The following is a 15,596-nucleotide window of genomic DNA, read 5'->3' on the forward strand; positions in this document are numbered from 1 at the left end:
TGACGCGCTGGAGGCGACGATCGCCGCCGACGTGCGTGCGATGAACGCCGAATCCGACGAGATCGGCCGGCTGTTCGCGAGCCGACACGACGTGGCGGCCAACGACTTTCGCGCGTTACTCCATGTGATGGTCGCCGAGACCGAGGGTGCGCCGTTGACGGCGGGAGACCTCCGCAGACGGATGGGCATGTCGGCCGCCGCGATCACCTACCTCGTCGAGCGGATGATCGCCTCCGGGCACTTCCGCCGCGAATCAGACCCCCGTGACCGCCGCAAGGTGATCCTGCGGGTGGCGGATCACGGAATGAACGTCGCCCGCGGGTTTTTCACCCCGCTCGGTGAACGAACCCGCGACGCGCTGGCGGGGTTGTCGGACGACGAGCTGGCCGCCGCGCATCGCACGTTCACCGCGCTGATCGACGCCATGCGGGAATTCCGCGGCCAGCTGGAGCAGTCGGCAATCTCAAACTGACTGTCGCTTCCGCGACGGTGTTACCGGGTACGCGATGACGTCTGGCAGGCTGGAGCCCCGATGACTGATACCCCGCAGACAGTCGATCCCGCCGATCCGGTGACCGATCCCGAACCGGTCGCCGGTACGCCCGGCGCCTCGTCGGTGATGCTGCTCGGCTCGGGTGAGCTGAGCCGGGAGCTGGCGCTGGCGTTCCAGCGGCTGGGCGCCGAGGTCGTCGCCGTCGACCGCTACGCCGACGCCCCGGCGCACGGTGTCGCCGACCGCCCGATCGTCGCGAGGAAGAACGACGCGGAGGAACTGACCGCGGTCATCGAGAAGGAGAAGCCGCGCTTTGTGGTGGCCGAGGGCGGCGTCATCGCCGCCGATGCGCTGATCGCCGTCGCCGAGCGCGGCGTCGCCGAGGTGTTTCCGACCCCCCGCAGCGCCCGCCTGTCGCTGGATCGGGAGGGCCTGCGCCGGTTGGCGTCCGACGAGTTGGGCCTGCCAACCGCACCGTTCTGGTTCGCCGGATCGACCGAGGAACTCAGCGCGGTCGTCCAACACGGCGGATTTCCCTTGGTGGTCAAGCCGATCGCGGCGGCGGCGGGAGAGGGCGAGTCGGTGCTGGTGCGCGCCGAGGATGTCGAGCCCGCGTGGCAGCGCGCGGTCGCCGCGGGGCGGATCCCGCACAACCGCGTGATGGTCGAGTCGGTGGTCGAAATCGATTTCGAGGTCACGCTGCTCACGATCCGCACGATCGGACCGACGGGTCCAGCGGTCCACTTCTGTGAACCCATCGGACACCATCAGGCCGACGGCGATCTGCTCGAGTCGTGGCAGCCGCAGCGGTTGACGCCGGCCGCGCTGGATGCCGCGAAGTCCATCGCCGCTCGCATCGTGAACTCGCTGGGCGGGCGTGGTGTGTTCGGCGTCGAGCTGTTGGTGCGTGGCGACGAGGTGTACTTCGACACCGTGCGCCCGCGGCCGCATGACACTGGCCTGGTCACGCTGCGCTCGCAGCGGCTTTCGCAATTCGAGTTGCACGCCCGCGCGATCCTGGGGCTGCCCGTCGACACGATCATGATCTCGCCGGGGGCCGCGGCGATCATCTACGCCGGTGCCGAGGCGACGCCGGCGAGCGGGCAGGATCCGCGGGCGGTGCTGACCGAGGCGCTCGCCGTGGCCGAGAGCGACGTCGCCCTTTTCGACCGCCCCGACGAGACCGAGGACAGGCGGCGCCTCGCGGTGGCGTTCGCGACCGCGCCCGATCCGATCGTCGCCCGTGATCGCGCCCGACGCGTCACCGCCGCAGTGCGCAGGCTCTGGTAGCGGTGGCGGATTCCGAAGCCACACCCGAGGACCGGCCGACCGCGGCGCCGTTTCTGATCGCGCTCACAATCTTTGTGATCGTCGTGATCGTAATCGGGTTGTTGAACCTGTTCGGCGGTGATCGGGAGTCCGCCGACCAGCAGGTGGCCCGGGCCGCTGTCGGGCAGAACGACGCGCTGCAGCGGCAGAACTACTCCGACTACCGCGGCTACACCTGCCCGGAGCAAGCGGGCACCGAAGCGGATGTGCTTGCCGTACAACGGGATTCCGTGGCCGCGCGCGGTGAGCGGTTCGTCGATGACGTCACCGAGGTCGCGGTCGACGGCGATCGCGCCACCGCCAAGGTGACCTATCACTTCGACAAGGCGCCCGACGAGAAGCGGGTCGTTGAGATGACCTTCGTCCGCGACGGCGACGCCTGGAAGGTCTGTTCTCCCGGTCCGAGGTAGCTGTGGGACACTCAACGACCGTGAGTTACGCCGGAGACATCACGCCCGAAGAGGCTTGGAAGCTGCTCACCGGCACCCCCAACGCGGTGCTGGTGGACTGCCGCACCGACGCCGAGTGGCGCTTCGTCGGCGTGCCCGACCTGTCGTCGCTGCAGCGCGAGGCCGTGTTCATCGAGTGGAACCGCGTCGACGGCACGCACAACGACGCGTTCGTCTCCGATCTCCGGCGCGAGATCGGCGACGCCGGTTCCGCGGGACCGGTGGTCTTTCTGTGTCGCTCCGGCAACCGGTCGATCGGCGCGGCCGAGGCCGCCACCGAGGCCGGGATCGAGCCGTCGTACAACGTGCTCGACGGATTCGAGGGCAACCTCGACGAGAACGGACACCGCGGCGGCAGCGGATGGAAGGCCGTCGGACTTCCCTGGAAGCAGTCATGAGCCCCGGTCCCGAGCACGCGGTTCCGTCGGTCCGCACACCCGCGGATCTGCCGGACGGGGTGAGCCAGGCGACCATCGGCGTGCGCGGTGGACTGCTGCGGTCGGAGTTCGAGGAGACGGCCGAGGGGCTGTTCCTCACCTCGGGCTACGTCTATGCGTCCGCCGCCGATGCCGAGAAGGCGTTCACCGGTGACATCGACCGCTATGTGTATTCACGCTACGGCAATCCGACCATCTCGATGTTCGAGGAGCGGCTGCGCCTGATCGAGGGCGCGCCCGCCTGTTTCGCGACCGCGACGGGCATGGCGGCTGTCTTCACGTCGCTGGGGGCGCTGCTGGCCGCCGGTGATCGGCTGGTCGCCGCGCGCAGCCTGTTCGGCTCGTGTTTTGTGGTCTGCGACGAGATCCTGCCGCGGTGGGGTGTGGAGACGGTGTTCGTCGACGGTGAGGACCTCTCGCAGTGGGAGGAGGCTCTCTCGGTTCCCACGCAGGCGGTGTTCTTCGAGACTCCGTCGAACCCGATGCAGTCGCTGGTGGACATCGCCGCGGTTTCTGAGCTCGCGCATGCCGCGGGCGCAAAAGTGGTGCTGGACAACGTTTTCGCGACACCGATCCTGCAGCAGGGTTTCCCGCTGGGGGCCGACGTCGTCGTCTACTCGGGGACCAAACACCTCGACGGGCAGGGGCGTGTGCTCGGCGGGGCGATCCTCGGCGACAAGCAGTACATCGACGAGCCGGTGCAGAAGTTGATGCGCCACACCGGTCCCGCGCTGAGCCCGTTCAACGCGTGGACACTGCTCAAGGGACTGGAGACGCTGGCGGTGCGGGTGGACTACCAGAACACGTCGGCGCAGCGGATCGCGGAGTTCCTTCAGAACCACCCCGCCGTGAGCTGGGTGCGCTATCCGTTCCTCGATACGCACCCGCAGTACGACCTTGCCAAGCGCCAGATGACCGGCGGCGGAACGGTTGTCACGTTCGAATTGGCTGGCGGCACGAAGGAGCGGGCGTTCGAGGTGCTCGACAAGCTGCGCATCGTCGACATCTCGAACAACCTCGGCGATGCGAAGTCGTTGATCACCCACCCGGCGACCACCACCCACCGCGCCATGGGTCCGGAGGGCCGCGCCGCGATCGGACTGGGTGACGGCGTTGTGCGGATCTCGGTGGGCCTGGAGGGAACCGACGATCTGCTCAACGATCTCGATCAGGCGTTGCGTTAGGTGTCCAGGCGCAGCGATGCGAAGAAGGCCCGCCGCCGCAAGCGGCAGGCCGCCCGCAACGAGCGCTGGATCCCCGACAACGTGATGGACGCGCTGACCGACGAGACCGCCATGGCGGCGTTGTTGGAGGCCTTCGACGCGCGAATCACGGAGCGGGGCTGGGTGTTCGACGACGAGCTCTCCGACGAGGAGTCCGCGCTGTGGTTCTACCCGCCGTCTCAGGCCGAGGTGCCCGACGAGGATCTCGTGTCCGTCACGACGGTGGTGCTCACCCCTGACGACGATGCGGACGTCGCGCACGTGGTGTTCGTCGGCACGGCCGACGACTATCAGTTCAACTTCGACGAACTGTTCGAGTGCCTCGACGTCGTCGAGGCCTACCGGTTGGGCGACCCCGCCCCGACGTTCCCCGTCTAGCGTCGAGTCAGTCCTCGACGACGCCCTGCGCGGCGCGCGCCCGGTCCTCGTACTTCTTGCGGGCGGTCGTGTCGAAGTCGAGGAAAACCCGGTCCAGACCCAGCTTGTTGTTGAGCCAACGACGCCCGCGTGGGCCGAGCATCTGTGCCGCCTGGGCGGTGAAGCGCAGCGGAGTCGGCACGGAGACATGGGTTTTCGGCTTGTCGAGAGTCTTGACGATCGCCGCGGCGATCTCCTCGGGCTCCACCGGCTTGATGGCCCCGCCGCTCTTGGTGCCCGAGATCAGCTCGGTGTTGGTGAACGGCGGCATGATCACCGACACGTCGACGTCATGCGGCGCGACCTCGTCGGCCAGCGCGGCCGACAACCCGACCACGCCGAACTTCGCACCCACGTACACGACCTGACCCGGCACCGGGATCAGCCCCGACAGCGAGGCGATGTTGATGATGTGCCCGCTGCGCCGCGCGATCATGTCCGGGAGCACCAGCTGACAGCCGGTGATCACGCCGTAGAGGTTGACCTCGAGGGTCGACCGGATCGACTGCTCGGTTTCGTCGACGAACGGTCCGATGGGCATCACGCCGGCGTTGTTGATCAATACGTCGATGCGTCCGCCGCCGTCGGTGCGGGCCTTGTCGAGGAAGCTCGCGAACGACTCCCGGTCGGTGACGTCGAGCGGATAACCTGACGCCGGGCCCAGGTTGCCCAATTGGGCGACGGCCGATTCCTGCAGCGCCACGTCCCGGTCGCCGATCACCACACGGGCACCGCGCGCCAACAGCGCCTTCGCGGTCGCGTACCCGATGCCCCGGGCGGCACCGGTGATCGCGATGGTCTTGCCCCTGATGTTGTCCATGCGGCCAAACTTTACACGTGTCAAGTTTGGTGTGGAAGTGGCCGATACTCGGATGGGCCGGGCCATGTGCGGTACAGGAATGGATGCGCCCGGTCCGCGATGGACAGTCAGGTGATGCCCGTGTCGACCCAGCTCGAGTTTGTTGCCGTACGCCAGGAGGATCCCCTGGCGGAGCCGTTGCTGGCCGAGTTGGCGGTCGAGTACTCGCAGCGCTACGGCCCGCCCGAAGACGCAGTGCGCGAGTGGCTGCGCGGACATCCCGAAGAGTTCGTTCCCCCAGACGGTGACTTGGTTCTCGGGCTGCTCGGCGACCGGCCCGTCACCGGCGGTGCCTTCTGCCGGTTCGACGACACCACCGCCGAACTGAAGCGGATCTGGACCGACAGCCGGCACCGACGACAGGGGCTGGCGAAGGCGCTGCTCGCCGAACTCGAGGCCCGAATCGTCGGGCGCGGCTATCGACGGATCTACCTGACCACCGGTGATCGCCAACCCGAAGCCGAGGCGCTCTATGTCTCCGCGGGCTATGAGAGGCTCGCCGAGCCGCTGCCCGCCGACGGTGATGTGTTCCCGGTGGCCTTCGCGAAGGCGTTGTGATGAGCTTCGCCCAGTGCTGGAACGTCGACCGGCCTATAGGCTGGGCTCCGGTGCCGGCTCGGAGCGGAGTCCACGGCGCCGGGGGTGATCGTGGCGTTGTCGCAGTCGATGGTCGGCTGGCTGCTGGTTGCGGCCGGTCTGCTGACGTTCCTGTTCGGGACGGCCTCGCGGGTGTTCATCGGGCGACGCCGCGAGACGAAGCCGGTGCGGATCATGGTGCACACGTTCCGCCGGACGGGGGTGGCGCGCGTGCTGTTCGGCAGGTTCGAAAGCGACGTGCTCGACGACGACGAGCTCGACGCGATGATCCTGATGCCGACCATCGTGATCGCCTGCGGGCTGTGCCTGACCGCGGTCTTTCTGCTCGGGTACCAGAAGCTGGTGTAGGGATCAGCCTTCGGCGGCGGCGCGTTCGGCCGCATCGCGAATCGATCCGCGCCATAACGGGCCGTGTCCGGGGAGCAGCACCTCAGTGTCCAGAAGGCCGAGCGCCGACAGACTGCGCACGCAACCGTCCTGGTCGTGGTTGAAGAGCCCGGGCAGAAGCTGCGGTCCTGCGCGTGTCGAAAGAGGGTGCCCGGTGACCAGCGCATCGCCGCTCACCAGAACGCCGTCGACCAGAATCGAACAGTGCCCACCGGTGTGACCCGGCGTCGGAACGGCCATCGGCTCGCCGGGCAGACCCGCCGCCACGTCCTCGGTCAGGGGTTGGGCGGTGGGTATGCCATCGCGCACCATGGCGCCCTTGCGGGTGATCGCCACCGACCATGTGAGATAACGAGGACGCCAGATGTGCTTGGCGATGTCGGCCGGAGAGGCTTGTTCGAGATACTCCCGCTTGGCATGCCCGACTTCGGCGGCATGGCAGTAGACCGGTGTGCCGTGCGTCTCGGCGAACCAGATCGCCGAGCCGAAATGGTCGATGTGGGCGTGGGTCAACAGGATTGCGCGCAGATCCTCCACCCCGAATCCGAGCTCGCGCAGCGACGCCAGCACGTCGTCGCGGCTGCCGGGGAACCCCGCGTCGATCAACATCACGCCCGCGCCGTCGGTCACCAGGGTCCAGTTGACGAGGTCGGTGTACGCGAAATGGACGGTGTCGGTGATGGCGCTCAAGCTTGCTGCCATGTCGCGAGTTTAAGCAAGGGAGTAGAAACGAATCGTGGCTGAACTCAAACCTGGACTGAAACTGGGCTATAAGGCGTCGGCGGAGCAGTTCGCTCCGCGGGAACTGGTCGAGCTCGCCGTGGCGGCCGAAGAGCACGGCATGGACAGCGCGACCGTCAGTGACCACTTCCAGCCGTGGCGTCACGAGGGTGGCCACGCGCCGTTCTCCCTGGCGTGGATGACGGCGGTCGGCGAGCGCACCAAGAACCTCCTGCTCGGTACATCGGTGCTGACCCCGACGTTCCGCTACAACCCCGCGGTGATCGCGCAGGCGTTCGCCACCATGGGGTGCCTGTACCCGAACCGGATCTTCCTCGGCGTGGGCACCGGCGAGGCGCTCAACGAGATCGCCACCGGCTACGAGGGCGACTGGCCCGAGTTCAAGGAGCGCTTCGCGCGGCTGCGGGAGTCGGTGCGGCTGATGCGCGAGTTGTGGCTGGGCGACCGGGTCGACTTCGACGGCGAGTACTACCACACGAAGGGCGCCTCCATCTACGACGTGCCCGAGGGCGGCATCCCGGTGTATATCGCCGCCGGCGGGCCGGTGGTGGCCAAGTACGCCGGCCGCGCGGGTGACGGGTTCATCTGCACCAGCGGCAAGGGCGAAGAGCTCTACAGGGACAAGCTCATCCCCGCCGTTCGCGAGGGTGCCGAGGCCGCGGGCCGCAACGCCGACGACATCGACCGGATGATCGAGATCAAGATCTCCTACGACACCGATCCGGAGCTGGCCCTGGAGAACACCCGGTTCTGGGCGCCGCTGTCGCTGACCGCCGAACAGAAGCACTCCATCGACGATCCGATCGAGATGGAGAAGGCCGCCGACGAGCTGCCCATCGAGCAGGTCGCCAAGCGCTGGATCGTCGCGTCGGATCCCGACGAGGCCGTCGAGAAGGTCAAGGACTACGTCGACTGGGGGCTCAACCATCTGGTGTTCCACGCCCCGGGCCACGATCAGCGCCGATTCCTGGAGCTGTTCCAGCGCGACCTCGAGCCGAGGTTGCGTCGCCTGGGCTGATCGGGCGCGCCGAACCGTCAACAACTGCAGCATGATTCGAGAAGTTAGCGACGCTCATCGGCCGCCAAGACTGGTGACGCAACTAATTCACGCACATCGCCGCTCGACGAGCTCTTAAGCTATGCGCGTGGTGCACCCGATTGACAGCTGCAGCAACGCGACCGGAAGTGGCCGGTGAAGATCGCCATCCTCGGTCTGGGGTATGTCGGCGTGACCGCTGCGGCGTGTCTGGCCCACAAGGGCCACGATGTAATCGGCATCGATCCTAACGCGACGAAAGTGGCTGCGGTTCTTGCCGGCCGATCCCCGGTCATCGAGCCAGGTGTCGAAGAACTGATCGCCGACGCGCGCGAGCGAGGCCTGATCAGCGCCAGCACGACGCTTGTTCCCGAAGTTGCCGACTGCGAGCTCGCCATCGTCTGTGTCGGCACGCCGAGCGCCGTCGACGGATCGCACAATATGACTTTCATCGCCGAGGTAACGCGCCAGCTCGCCGAATTGGTGAAGACGCATCCGAACAGCAAACTCACGGTGGCGTATCGGTCCACGATTCGGCCCGGGACGATGGAGGAGCTGATCCAGCCGATCATCGATGGTGTGCTCGGCGAAGGTGCGTCGCGTATCGAGCTCGTGTACAACCCAGAGTTCCTTCGTGAGTCCTCTGCGGTCGCCGACTACTACTCGCCGCCCAAAATCGTCGTTGGCACGAAGACCGGGGCCCCCTGCGCCGCGCTGGACAAAATCAATGAGGGCATCGACGCGCCGGTGTTCAATGTCAAGTACCGCGAGAGTGAGATCACCAAGTTCGTGGACAACACGTTCCACGCGGTCAAGACGGTCTTTGCCAATGAGATCGGACGTGTGTGTACCCAACTTGGGATCAGTGCCGCCGAAGTTCACAAGATCTTTATCTCCGATACCACGCTCAACATATCGCCCTATTACTTGAGGCCGGGAGGTGCTTTCGGGGGATCGTGCCTGCCGAAAGACGTTCGGGCACTTCAGCACATCTCGCGAACGACGGCTGCCTTCACGCATCTCATCGACTCACTGATCACCTCGAATGAGGCGCATAAGACATTCCTGTTCGAGCACGTCACTTCAGGTTTGGCGTATGGGTCCCGAGTACTACTGTTAGGCATCGCATTCAAGGACGAAAGTGATGATCTGCGCGAGAGTCCGAACGTCGATCTGGCTCGGATGCTGATCACAGCCGGTCATCAGCTGTCGATTTTCGACCCACATGTGGCCCCGCAGAACCTGATCGGACAAAACCTGGGCGTGCTTTCGAACTCCCCCTTCATCAGGGACTTGCTCGTAGACCAAGCAGTGGTCGAGAGCTCGGAATGGGATCTCGTCATCGATTCGCGAAGTTCCGCCGGAAGGTACTCACTGACAGCCACCCGCATCATCGACATCAACCGGTTGGCATAGCGGTCGACCAAAGATGGATTTCTTTGAGGAGGTCCTGCGTCATGGCTGAGGGTTCGCTGCCCAAGACCATGGAATGTGTGCGTAGCCGGCATCCTTTGCGAATCGCTTTGGTTTACAGTCGCTTTCCTTTTCCAATGATGCGTGGCGACCAGATGACAGTGGCACACCTCTTAGGCTTTCTGGCCGCCCGTGGTCATGCGGTCGATTTATATACGCTCGCCGTCGACGGAGAATTGGACGCCAAGCAAACACACTGGCTTCAGGAAGTTTGTCGCACCGTTCAGATCTATCCGCAACCATGGCATGCAAAGGTGACGGGGCTTGCTTGCGGGCTGTTCGTATTGCTACCACTGCAGGTGAGCATTTTTCGAAACTCGAAGTTGAAGCGAGATCTGTCGCGGGCGATCAACTCGGATGACTATGACGTCGTCTATTGCTACTACCCCCGCACTGCGCCGGCCGTACCACGCCGTTTGAGCACCAGGACGGCAGCCGTATCGTTCCTGGCGCTCCAACTGTCGCAGACGCTCAACACCAAACGTATGGCGCAGTACGAACGCAGCAGGATGAAGCGACTCGTCTACCGAATCGAAACTGTGCTGATGGGGCGTTACGAGGCTCGAGTCTGGAAGGACTTCGACAAGGTTGTGCTCATCGGGCCGGCTGACGTTGCGGCTGTCAAGGAGCAATGCCGCAAACATGGCGAGCCCGAGATCGACAATTGGATTTATGGGGCACACGGAACCGATACGAAAAAATTCGTGGCTGCTGATCCGAATGAGGTTGTGCCAGGCCGAATCATCTTTTCCGGCTCGATGCTGTATCCGCCCAACATCTACGCCGTGCTCTGGTTCGTAGACAATGTCTGGCCCGCTGTGCGGGCCCAGATTCCGGAGGCAAAATTCATCGTCCAAGGCCGTGACCCTGCTGCGAAGATCGTCGAGTTGGACGGGCGAGATGGAATCTCAGTCACAGGCACAGTTCCAGACGTCGGCGTGCTCATCCGCTCTGCGCAGGTGTGTGTGAATCCGATGCTTGCCGCAGGAGGGATGCAGAACAAGCTCATCGAGTACATGGCGTGCGGCAAGGCAGTCGTGGCAACCTCTGTGGCCAACGAAGGGATACGCGCACCAGACACGGCACTGGTTATCGCCGACGATGCGCATGCGTTCGCGAGCGCCGTGATTCACTTGCTCAGCGAGCCTGATGAAGCGGCGAGGTTGGGATCCGCGGCGCGCCGATACGTTCTGTCCGAGTGGACCTGGGAGAAACATTTTCTCGATCTGGAGGCGGCGTTCCATCACGCGTTGGAAGGGTCTACCGCCCGCAGCGCATTTCCGCCGCGCGACACTAGCCGACCGATTGGTCAATGACCTGTAGACGATCCAGCGGTATGCCGCGAAGGGCGTCGTCGGCGTCCCACCTCAAACCCGCCTGTTCGTAGACGGTTCCGATGAAGTCACGGGTCGCCATGGGGTCCAATTCGAAGGAGACACCCAACGGAGCGGAACTGGTGTCGATGACATAGGCGCCGTAAGTCTGCAGTGCCCGCGCCACTGTGCGCACGGCAGGAGTGAGGGCGAGTTCATTCAGATCCAGTGTCGGATCTAATCGGATGAGCGCGCCCTCTGGGATGCAATCCGGCTCCGGGTACTTCCCGTCGGTCTTGATCGCCGGTGCTACGAACACGTTCGTGCACGCGAACTTGCTCTGGAGCGCTAGTGCGTGCGGGATGTCGCGGTTCTCGATCTCAGAGAGCCGGATGACCCCGGCCAGCCTCGAAGCACCAGATCCCGTCGCGTGCCCTTCGCTCCGATCGCTGTTCACCCAGCCCGACCCCTCCAAGTGGGTAACTGCACCGAAACTAGTCGTCCACTGGCCGTCCTTGCGGCTCGCTTGCCAGAACTCGAACACCAAGCCGCTGGATCGGTCGATGACGACCATTGCTCCGTCGCTGCCCGTGTGCGGACGGGCTTCGTCGGGAATGGGGACGTCATGCCCGTCGAACGGGCATGGCCCCCAGTCGGTAACGGTGCATCGCACGCGATGGCGCTGACTCGTCGCGTCGGCTTCATAAATCGGGATACCGAATTCGACGAGGTTCGAGTGCAGACCGTCTGCCGTGAGCCGTCGGATGATTGCCTGGCTGTTTTTCGTCGTAGTGGCGTTGTCCGGTATCGGTGTGCGGAAGGGGCTGTCGGACGCCGACGGCTCAGGGCCCGCGGTGGATGTTTCCGGCGAACCAGCAGTTCTCATATCTTGCATTACCGTCGCGGCAGCGAGCAGAAGCAAGACCGCCGCGACCACACATGCGGCGATCCGCACAGGATGCTTCGTGTGCGCTGCCGCAGGTCGCCGTGGCTGCTGACGTGGCGTGCGAACGTTAGTCAAAGTCAAGTTGCTCCCCTGCATTGATAGCACGAGGTGCGGCGTACTGGATTCGCGTTGAGATCGCTCGTGACGGGGCGTGTGAACGGACTTTCACAGCGACCTCCCCGAATGACGTTAAGCTGGCCCGGCGGTCGGAAATCTGGTTACGGCGGGTTCGAGTCGGCGCGGAGGACAGTTGGGTGGGGAGTCGTCGCCGGGTTACGCGGGTCTTGATGATCCTCGACTCCTTCAGCTTCGGCGGCGCCGAGAACCTCATCGCAGAGCTCGGTTCGCACGCGCCCGATTCGCTGCAACTGTCGGTGGCAAGTCTGGCGCCCGCTAGTCAGGGCCGCAATGCAATGCTTGGTCGACTCACCGACGCTGGCCTTGAACCCGTATACCTTTCGGTGAACAGGCTTGCCGATCTACGCGGATTCGTGAGCCTGGTTCGTACGCTGCGACGTGCGCCTGTCGATGTCGTACACGCGCAATTGGGCTACGCCGCTATCGTGGTTCCGTTGGCAGCACGGCTGGCCCGCAAGCCGGCGGTTGCCACGCTCCACCTGAGTCCGCAACCCCACCAGCGGCGCCGTGAATGGCTCAAAGAGCGACTCTCGGTGCGGATCCCGGCCCGGTTGGGTCGGGTCGTTTTCGTCTCTCAACACGTATACGACGAGTTCGCACGCCGGCACGGACCCGCTCGCGCGACGTGGCGGGTGATTCCGAATGGTGTCGATCTCGACCGTTTCCGGATCCGACCGCGTACAGATCGAGCCGCGAGCCCGGTGTGGGCGTCGGTCGCGGCTCTCCGCCCGGACAAGAACCATGTAGATCTCGTCCGCGCGTGGTCCCGTGTTGTCGCCGCATTTCCCGAAGCCAGCCTGCTGATCGTCGGGGACGGACCATCTCGTGATGACATCGAACGCGAGGTGGCCGTCCACCAGCTGCAAGCATCTGTGCGGTTGCTTGGTCGTCGCGAGGATGTGGCAGAGATCCTGAGTTCTGTCGACGGTGTCGTAACGGCGTCGGTTGATGAGGCTCTGCCGACAGCACTCATCGAAGCAGCTGCGTGCGGACTTCCCGTGGTTGCGGCCGACGCGGGTGGTACCCGCGAGATCGTCGAGGATGGCGTGACGGGCCGCCTGGTACCCCTCCGCGATGTGTCGGCTCTCGCAGAAGCGTTGTTGACTACCATTGCGGACCCGGTCACTGCGGCTGCCTATGGCGCCGCCGGCCGCGCGGTCGTCGAGTCCAAATACTCCTTCCCGCGGTGGGTGGAGAACTTGGAGACCCTCTACGCGGAACTCTTGCGATGACGACCCGAGGCGAAGGTGCAGCCTCAGCGCCTGCCATCACCGTGGCGCACGTCATCCATTCTCTCGGTGCCGGCGGTGCCGAACAGGTCTTGATCGAACTCGCTCGGGTGGCGCCGTCGGCAGGCCTACGCATGATCGTGATCGGCCTCTCCGACGGCCACTCGGACGGACAGCTCGACAATCGTGTCGCTCCGCAGCTGCAGGCCCTCGGCGTGAAGGTATACGAGCTTCATGCGGCTCGTTATGACCCGACCGCGGTGATCCGGGTCGCCCAAATCGTGAGTGACGAAAACGTTGACGTCGTTCACACCCACCTCAAACATGCCGACGTGGTCGGTGGCCTGGCCGCTCTGTTCGCGCGTATCCCGTCGGTGTCGACGTTGCATGTGATCGACATCCCGACATCGCGCATGCATCGTCTGCGGGTGAACATCGCAGCGCGAGCGCGTCGACTCCTCTCCGGCACGGTTATCGCGCTGTCCACCGAGCAGAATGATTGGTACCGCCGGTACGCGGGTCCTCACCCGAACGTAGCGATGGTGCCCAACGGAGTCATCGAGCTCGAGGTCCGCCGGGACCGGGCGACAGTCCGTTCGGAGATCGGGGTCTCGCCCGAAACCACCCTGGCGCTTGTGCTCAGCCTCATGAAGCCAGTGAAGGGACATGCCCAACTCTTGGAAGCGATCCGCCTCGTTCCACCCGAAGTGCCTGTGACCTTCGCTCTCGCCGGCGACGGCCCGCTGCTCGACGAGGTCCGGTCGACGGTCGAGGGCGACAGTTTGCTTCGCGGCAGAGTGCGAATACTGGGCTTCCGCACCGATGTTGCCGACCTGTTGTCCGCATGCGACTTCGTTGTCCACCCCTCGATACAGGACGCATTGCCGACCGCATTGATCTCGGCTCTCGCTGCAGGGCGTCCCATCGTGGCGACCGATGTCGGAGGCATACCCGATATCGTCGGTCCGGGCTGTGGCGTCTTGGTCCAGCCAGCCGACCCGTCCGCATTGAGCGCCGCAATTGTCGACATGACCGAACTGATCCGCTCCGAGCCGACCCGTGCAGAAGATATTCGCCGCGCCGGCCGGGAGATGTATGAAAATCGCTTCAGCGCCGATATGTGGGTGGATAACTTGCGCAAAGTCTATGAGCGGTTGATGCGCCTATGAATACTGCTGCGGGAGATGACGTTCCGCGTCGCCGCATCGCGCTGGTTGAGTTTCCGCCATCGGGTGGCCTGTACCAGTTCGCGCTTCAGCTTGGTGAGGCGCTTGCGCAGGCCGGAGACGAGGTGGAGATCATAACCGGCCCCTCCCCGGAGCTGACGTCCCACGAGCCCGGCTGCCGAGTGCGAAGCATTCTGCCTACCTGGCATCCGAAGGCCGGCGACACCGTCCCCGAGTGGTGGCGTCGCTGCCGTCGGGTGTTGAGGGCCGGCCAGCACATCGTCGCCTGGGGCGTGTTGCTGGCCTACTTGACGCATAGAAAACCCGACGTGATCGTCTGGTCTGCCTGGCGGTTCTCGATCGATGGCCTGGGTGTCCAACTGACGAGAAGATGTTGCCCACGCGCAGTTCTCGCGCTCGTTGCGCACGAGGCGCTCCCGCTGGTCGAGCAGCCGGGCAGCACCGAAATGTACAAGTCATCGGCGACAATGAATCGCGTCCTTGGCCGGGCATACGCACAACTCGATGTGGCGTATGCGCTGGGCGAGTCGTGCAAGGAAGCCTTGATCCACTCATGGCCTGTCAGCGCACCAGTGCACATCATTCCGCACGGCGACCAAGGCATCTACGCGACAGCAGATGTTCCTCCTGCGGACGCGACCGGCCCAATTGCCCTGTCCTTCGGGACGATTACCAAACACAAAGGTCTTGACACATTGTGCGAGGCATGGCCGAAGATCAGATCCCAGCTCCCTGCGGCCGAGCTCGTCATCGCCGGTCCGCAGGCTGCCAACGTTGATGGGCAGGCGCTGCGCGAGCGTGTCGCCCGCCTTGACGGCGTGCATCTGAACGTCGGGTACGTGCCCATTGAAGACGTACCGTCGTACTTCGCGAAGGCGCGTTGTGTCGTGCTGCCCTACAAGCGTGGCAGCCAGTCCGGAGTCGCCCACCTTGCCCACACCCTTCGCCGGCCGGTGGTCGCGACCCGGGTGGGAGACATTCCCTCGGTCGTTCAGCACGAGGTGTCAGGTCTCATCGTCGAGCCTGACGATCCTGATGCCCTCGCGGCAGCGATCGTGCGCATGCTGACAGACGCCGCCGCTGCCCGGCGGATGGGAGACGTCGGCGCCGACGCGCTAGCGGTGCGATCGTCGTGGCATCGAGTCGCCGACCGATTTCGCCGTGGACTCCCCGGTCGGTGAGAGTAGCGACTGCGCTCGGCAAAGTGGCGCGAAACCACCATCACTACTCAACGCAGCTTACGATGCCGCTACGACGGAACCGCTGTCAGCGGATTCCCCAAACTCAGTGCTTGCCGAGAAAGGAGTCTCAAGGTAGCTGAGGAGAGTCCCCGCCGCACCGA

At 64.8% G+C, this 15,596-nt stretch carries 17 protein-coding genes; 14 read left to right on the forward strand and 3 right to left on the reverse strand.

The window, feature by feature from the left end; genetic code table 11:
• Positions 1-40 precede the first annotated feature (40 nt).
• Genes AU193_RS17625 through AU193_RS17650 form a run of 6 tightly spaced genes read left to right on the forward strand, consistent with a single transcriptional unit; the run spans position 41 to position 4,309 of the window.
• A complete protein-coding gene (locus tag AU193_RS17625) occupies positions 41-472 on the forward strand; it encodes a MarR family winged helix-turn-helix transcriptional regulator (RefSeq protein WP_064423845.1) in 432 nt (143 codons plus the stop codon).
• Between the two features lie 60 nt (positions 473-532).
• Entirely contained in the window at positions 533-1,783 is a 1,251-nt protein-coding gene (gene purT, locus AU193_RS17630; RefSeq protein WP_064423669.1) for a formate-dependent phosphoribosylglycinamide formyltransferase, read from the forward strand.
• Between the two features lie 2 nt (positions 1,784-1,785).
• The gene (locus AU193_RS17635; protein ID WP_082683034.1) at positions 1,786-2,232 is read left to right on the forward strand and encodes a lumazine-binding protein; all 447 of its coding nucleotides are present in this window, start codon (positions 1,786-1,788) and stop codon (positions 2,230-2,232) included.
• 20 nt (positions 2,233-2,252) lie between these two features.
• A complete protein-coding gene (locus tag AU193_RS17640) occupies positions 2,253-2,669 on the forward strand; it encodes a rhodanese-like domain-containing protein (protein WP_064423671.1) in 417 nt (138 codons plus the stop codon).
• Complete coding sequence (locus AU193_RS17645; RefSeq protein WP_064423672.1) at positions 2,666-3,892, forward strand: O-succinylhomoserine sulfhydrylase; 1,227 nt, start codon at positions 2,666-2,668, stop codon at positions 3,890-3,892. The genes AU193_RS17640 and AU193_RS17645 overlap by 4 nt, the downstream gene beginning before the upstream one ends.
• The gene (locus AU193_RS17650) at positions 3,893-4,309 is read left to right on the forward strand and encodes a hypothetical protein (protein ID WP_064423673.1); all 417 of its coding nucleotides are present in this window, start codon (positions 3,893-3,895) and stop codon (positions 4,307-4,309) included.
• A gap of 7 nt (positions 4,310-4,316) precedes the next feature.
• Here the strand turns inward: AU193_RS17650 and AU193_RS17655 are convergent, their stop codons facing one another.
• Positions 4,317-5,168, reverse strand: a complete 852-nt coding sequence (locus AU193_RS17655) for an SDR family oxidoreductase (protein WP_064423674.1) — start codon at positions 5,166-5,168, stop codon at positions 4,317-4,319.
• Between the two features lie 114 nt (positions 5,169-5,282).
• Here AU193_RS17655 and AU193_RS17660 point away from each other — a divergent pair, with 114 nt between their 5' ends.
• Entirely contained in the window at positions 5,283-5,765 is a 483-nt protein-coding gene (locus tag AU193_RS17660) for a GNAT family N-acetyltransferase (protein ID WP_064423846.1), read from the forward strand.
• Between the two features lie 108 nt (positions 5,766-5,873).
• Positions 5,874-6,152 (forward strand): hypothetical protein, encoded by a 279-nt coding sequence (locus AU193_RS17665; RefSeq protein ID WP_064423847.1) that lies wholly within the window; start codon positions 5,874-5,876, stop codon positions 6,150-6,152.
• Between the two features lie 3 nt (positions 6,153-6,155).
• Here the strand turns inward: AU193_RS17665 and AU193_RS17670 are convergent, their stop codons facing one another.
• Positions 6,156-6,893 carry an MBL fold metallo-hydrolase gene (locus AU193_RS17670; protein WP_064423675.1) on the reverse strand — a complete coding sequence of 246 codons (738 nt, stop codon included), beginning with the start codon at positions 6,891-6,893 and terminating at the stop codon, positions 6,156-6,158.
• A 55-nt stretch (positions 6,894-6,948) separates the two neighbouring features.
• Between AU193_RS17670 and fgd the strand changes: the two genes are divergently transcribed.
• The 3 genes from fgd to AU193_RS17685 all read left to right on the forward strand — a co-directional run bounded on the left by fgd (position 6,949) and on the right by AU193_RS17685 (position 10,757).
• Positions 6,949-7,950: a glucose-6-phosphate dehydrogenase (coenzyme-F420) gene (gene fgd / locus AU193_RS17675; protein ID WP_064423848.1), complete on the forward strand. Its 1,002-nt coding sequence runs from the start codon at positions 6,949-6,951 to the stop codon at positions 7,948-7,950.
• A 174-nt stretch (positions 7,951-8,124) separates the two neighbouring features.
• The gene (locus tag AU193_RS17680) at positions 8,125-9,384 is read left to right on the forward strand and encodes a nucleotide sugar dehydrogenase (protein WP_064423676.1); all 1,260 of its coding nucleotides are present in this window, start codon (positions 8,125-8,127) and stop codon (positions 9,382-9,384) included.
• A 41-nt stretch (positions 9,385-9,425) separates the two neighbouring features.
• On the forward strand, positions 9,426-10,757 hold the full coding sequence (locus tag AU193_RS17685) for a glycosyltransferase family 4 protein (RefSeq protein ID WP_172798346.1): 1,332 nt from the start codon (positions 9,426-9,428) through the stop codon (positions 10,755-10,757).
• On the opposite strand, the gene AU193_RS17690 is transcribed toward AU193_RS17685, so the two are convergent.
• Positions 10,735-11,709 (reverse strand): hypothetical protein, encoded by a 975-nt coding sequence (locus tag AU193_RS17690; protein ID WP_253867915.1) that lies wholly within the window; start codon positions 11,707-11,709, stop codon positions 10,735-10,737. The genes AU193_RS17685 and AU193_RS17690 overlap by 23 nt on opposite strands.
• Positions 11,710-11,987: 278 nt before the next feature.
• On the opposite strand from AU193_RS17690, the gene AU193_RS17695 reads away from it, so the two are divergent.
• The 3 genes from AU193_RS17695 to AU193_RS23665 are packed head-to-tail and all read left to right on the forward strand — an operon-like array spanning position 11,988 to position 15,435.
• Complete coding sequence (locus tag AU193_RS17695) at positions 11,988-13,070, forward strand: glycosyltransferase (RefSeq protein ID WP_064423678.1); 1,083 nt, start codon at positions 11,988-11,990, stop codon at positions 13,068-13,070.
• Entirely contained in the window at positions 13,067-14,236 is a 1,170-nt protein-coding gene (locus AU193_RS23660) for a glycosyltransferase (RefSeq protein ID WP_064423679.1), read from the forward strand. Before AU193_RS17695 ends, AU193_RS23660 begins: the two co-directional genes overlap by 4 nt.
• Complete coding sequence (locus AU193_RS23665) at positions 14,233-15,435, forward strand: glycosyltransferase family 4 protein (protein ID WP_064423680.1); 1,203 nt, start codon at positions 14,233-14,235, stop codon at positions 15,433-15,435. The genes AU193_RS23660 and AU193_RS23665 overlap by 4 nt, the downstream gene beginning before the upstream one ends.
• The last annotated feature ends 161 nt before the right edge of the window (positions 15,436-15,596 follow it).

The sequence above is a fragment of the Mycobacterium sp. GA-1285 genome (assembly GCF_001499905.1).
In the GTDB taxonomy this organism is placed as follows: Bacteria; Actinomycetota; Actinomycetes; order Mycobacteriales; family Mycobacteriaceae; genus Mycobacterium.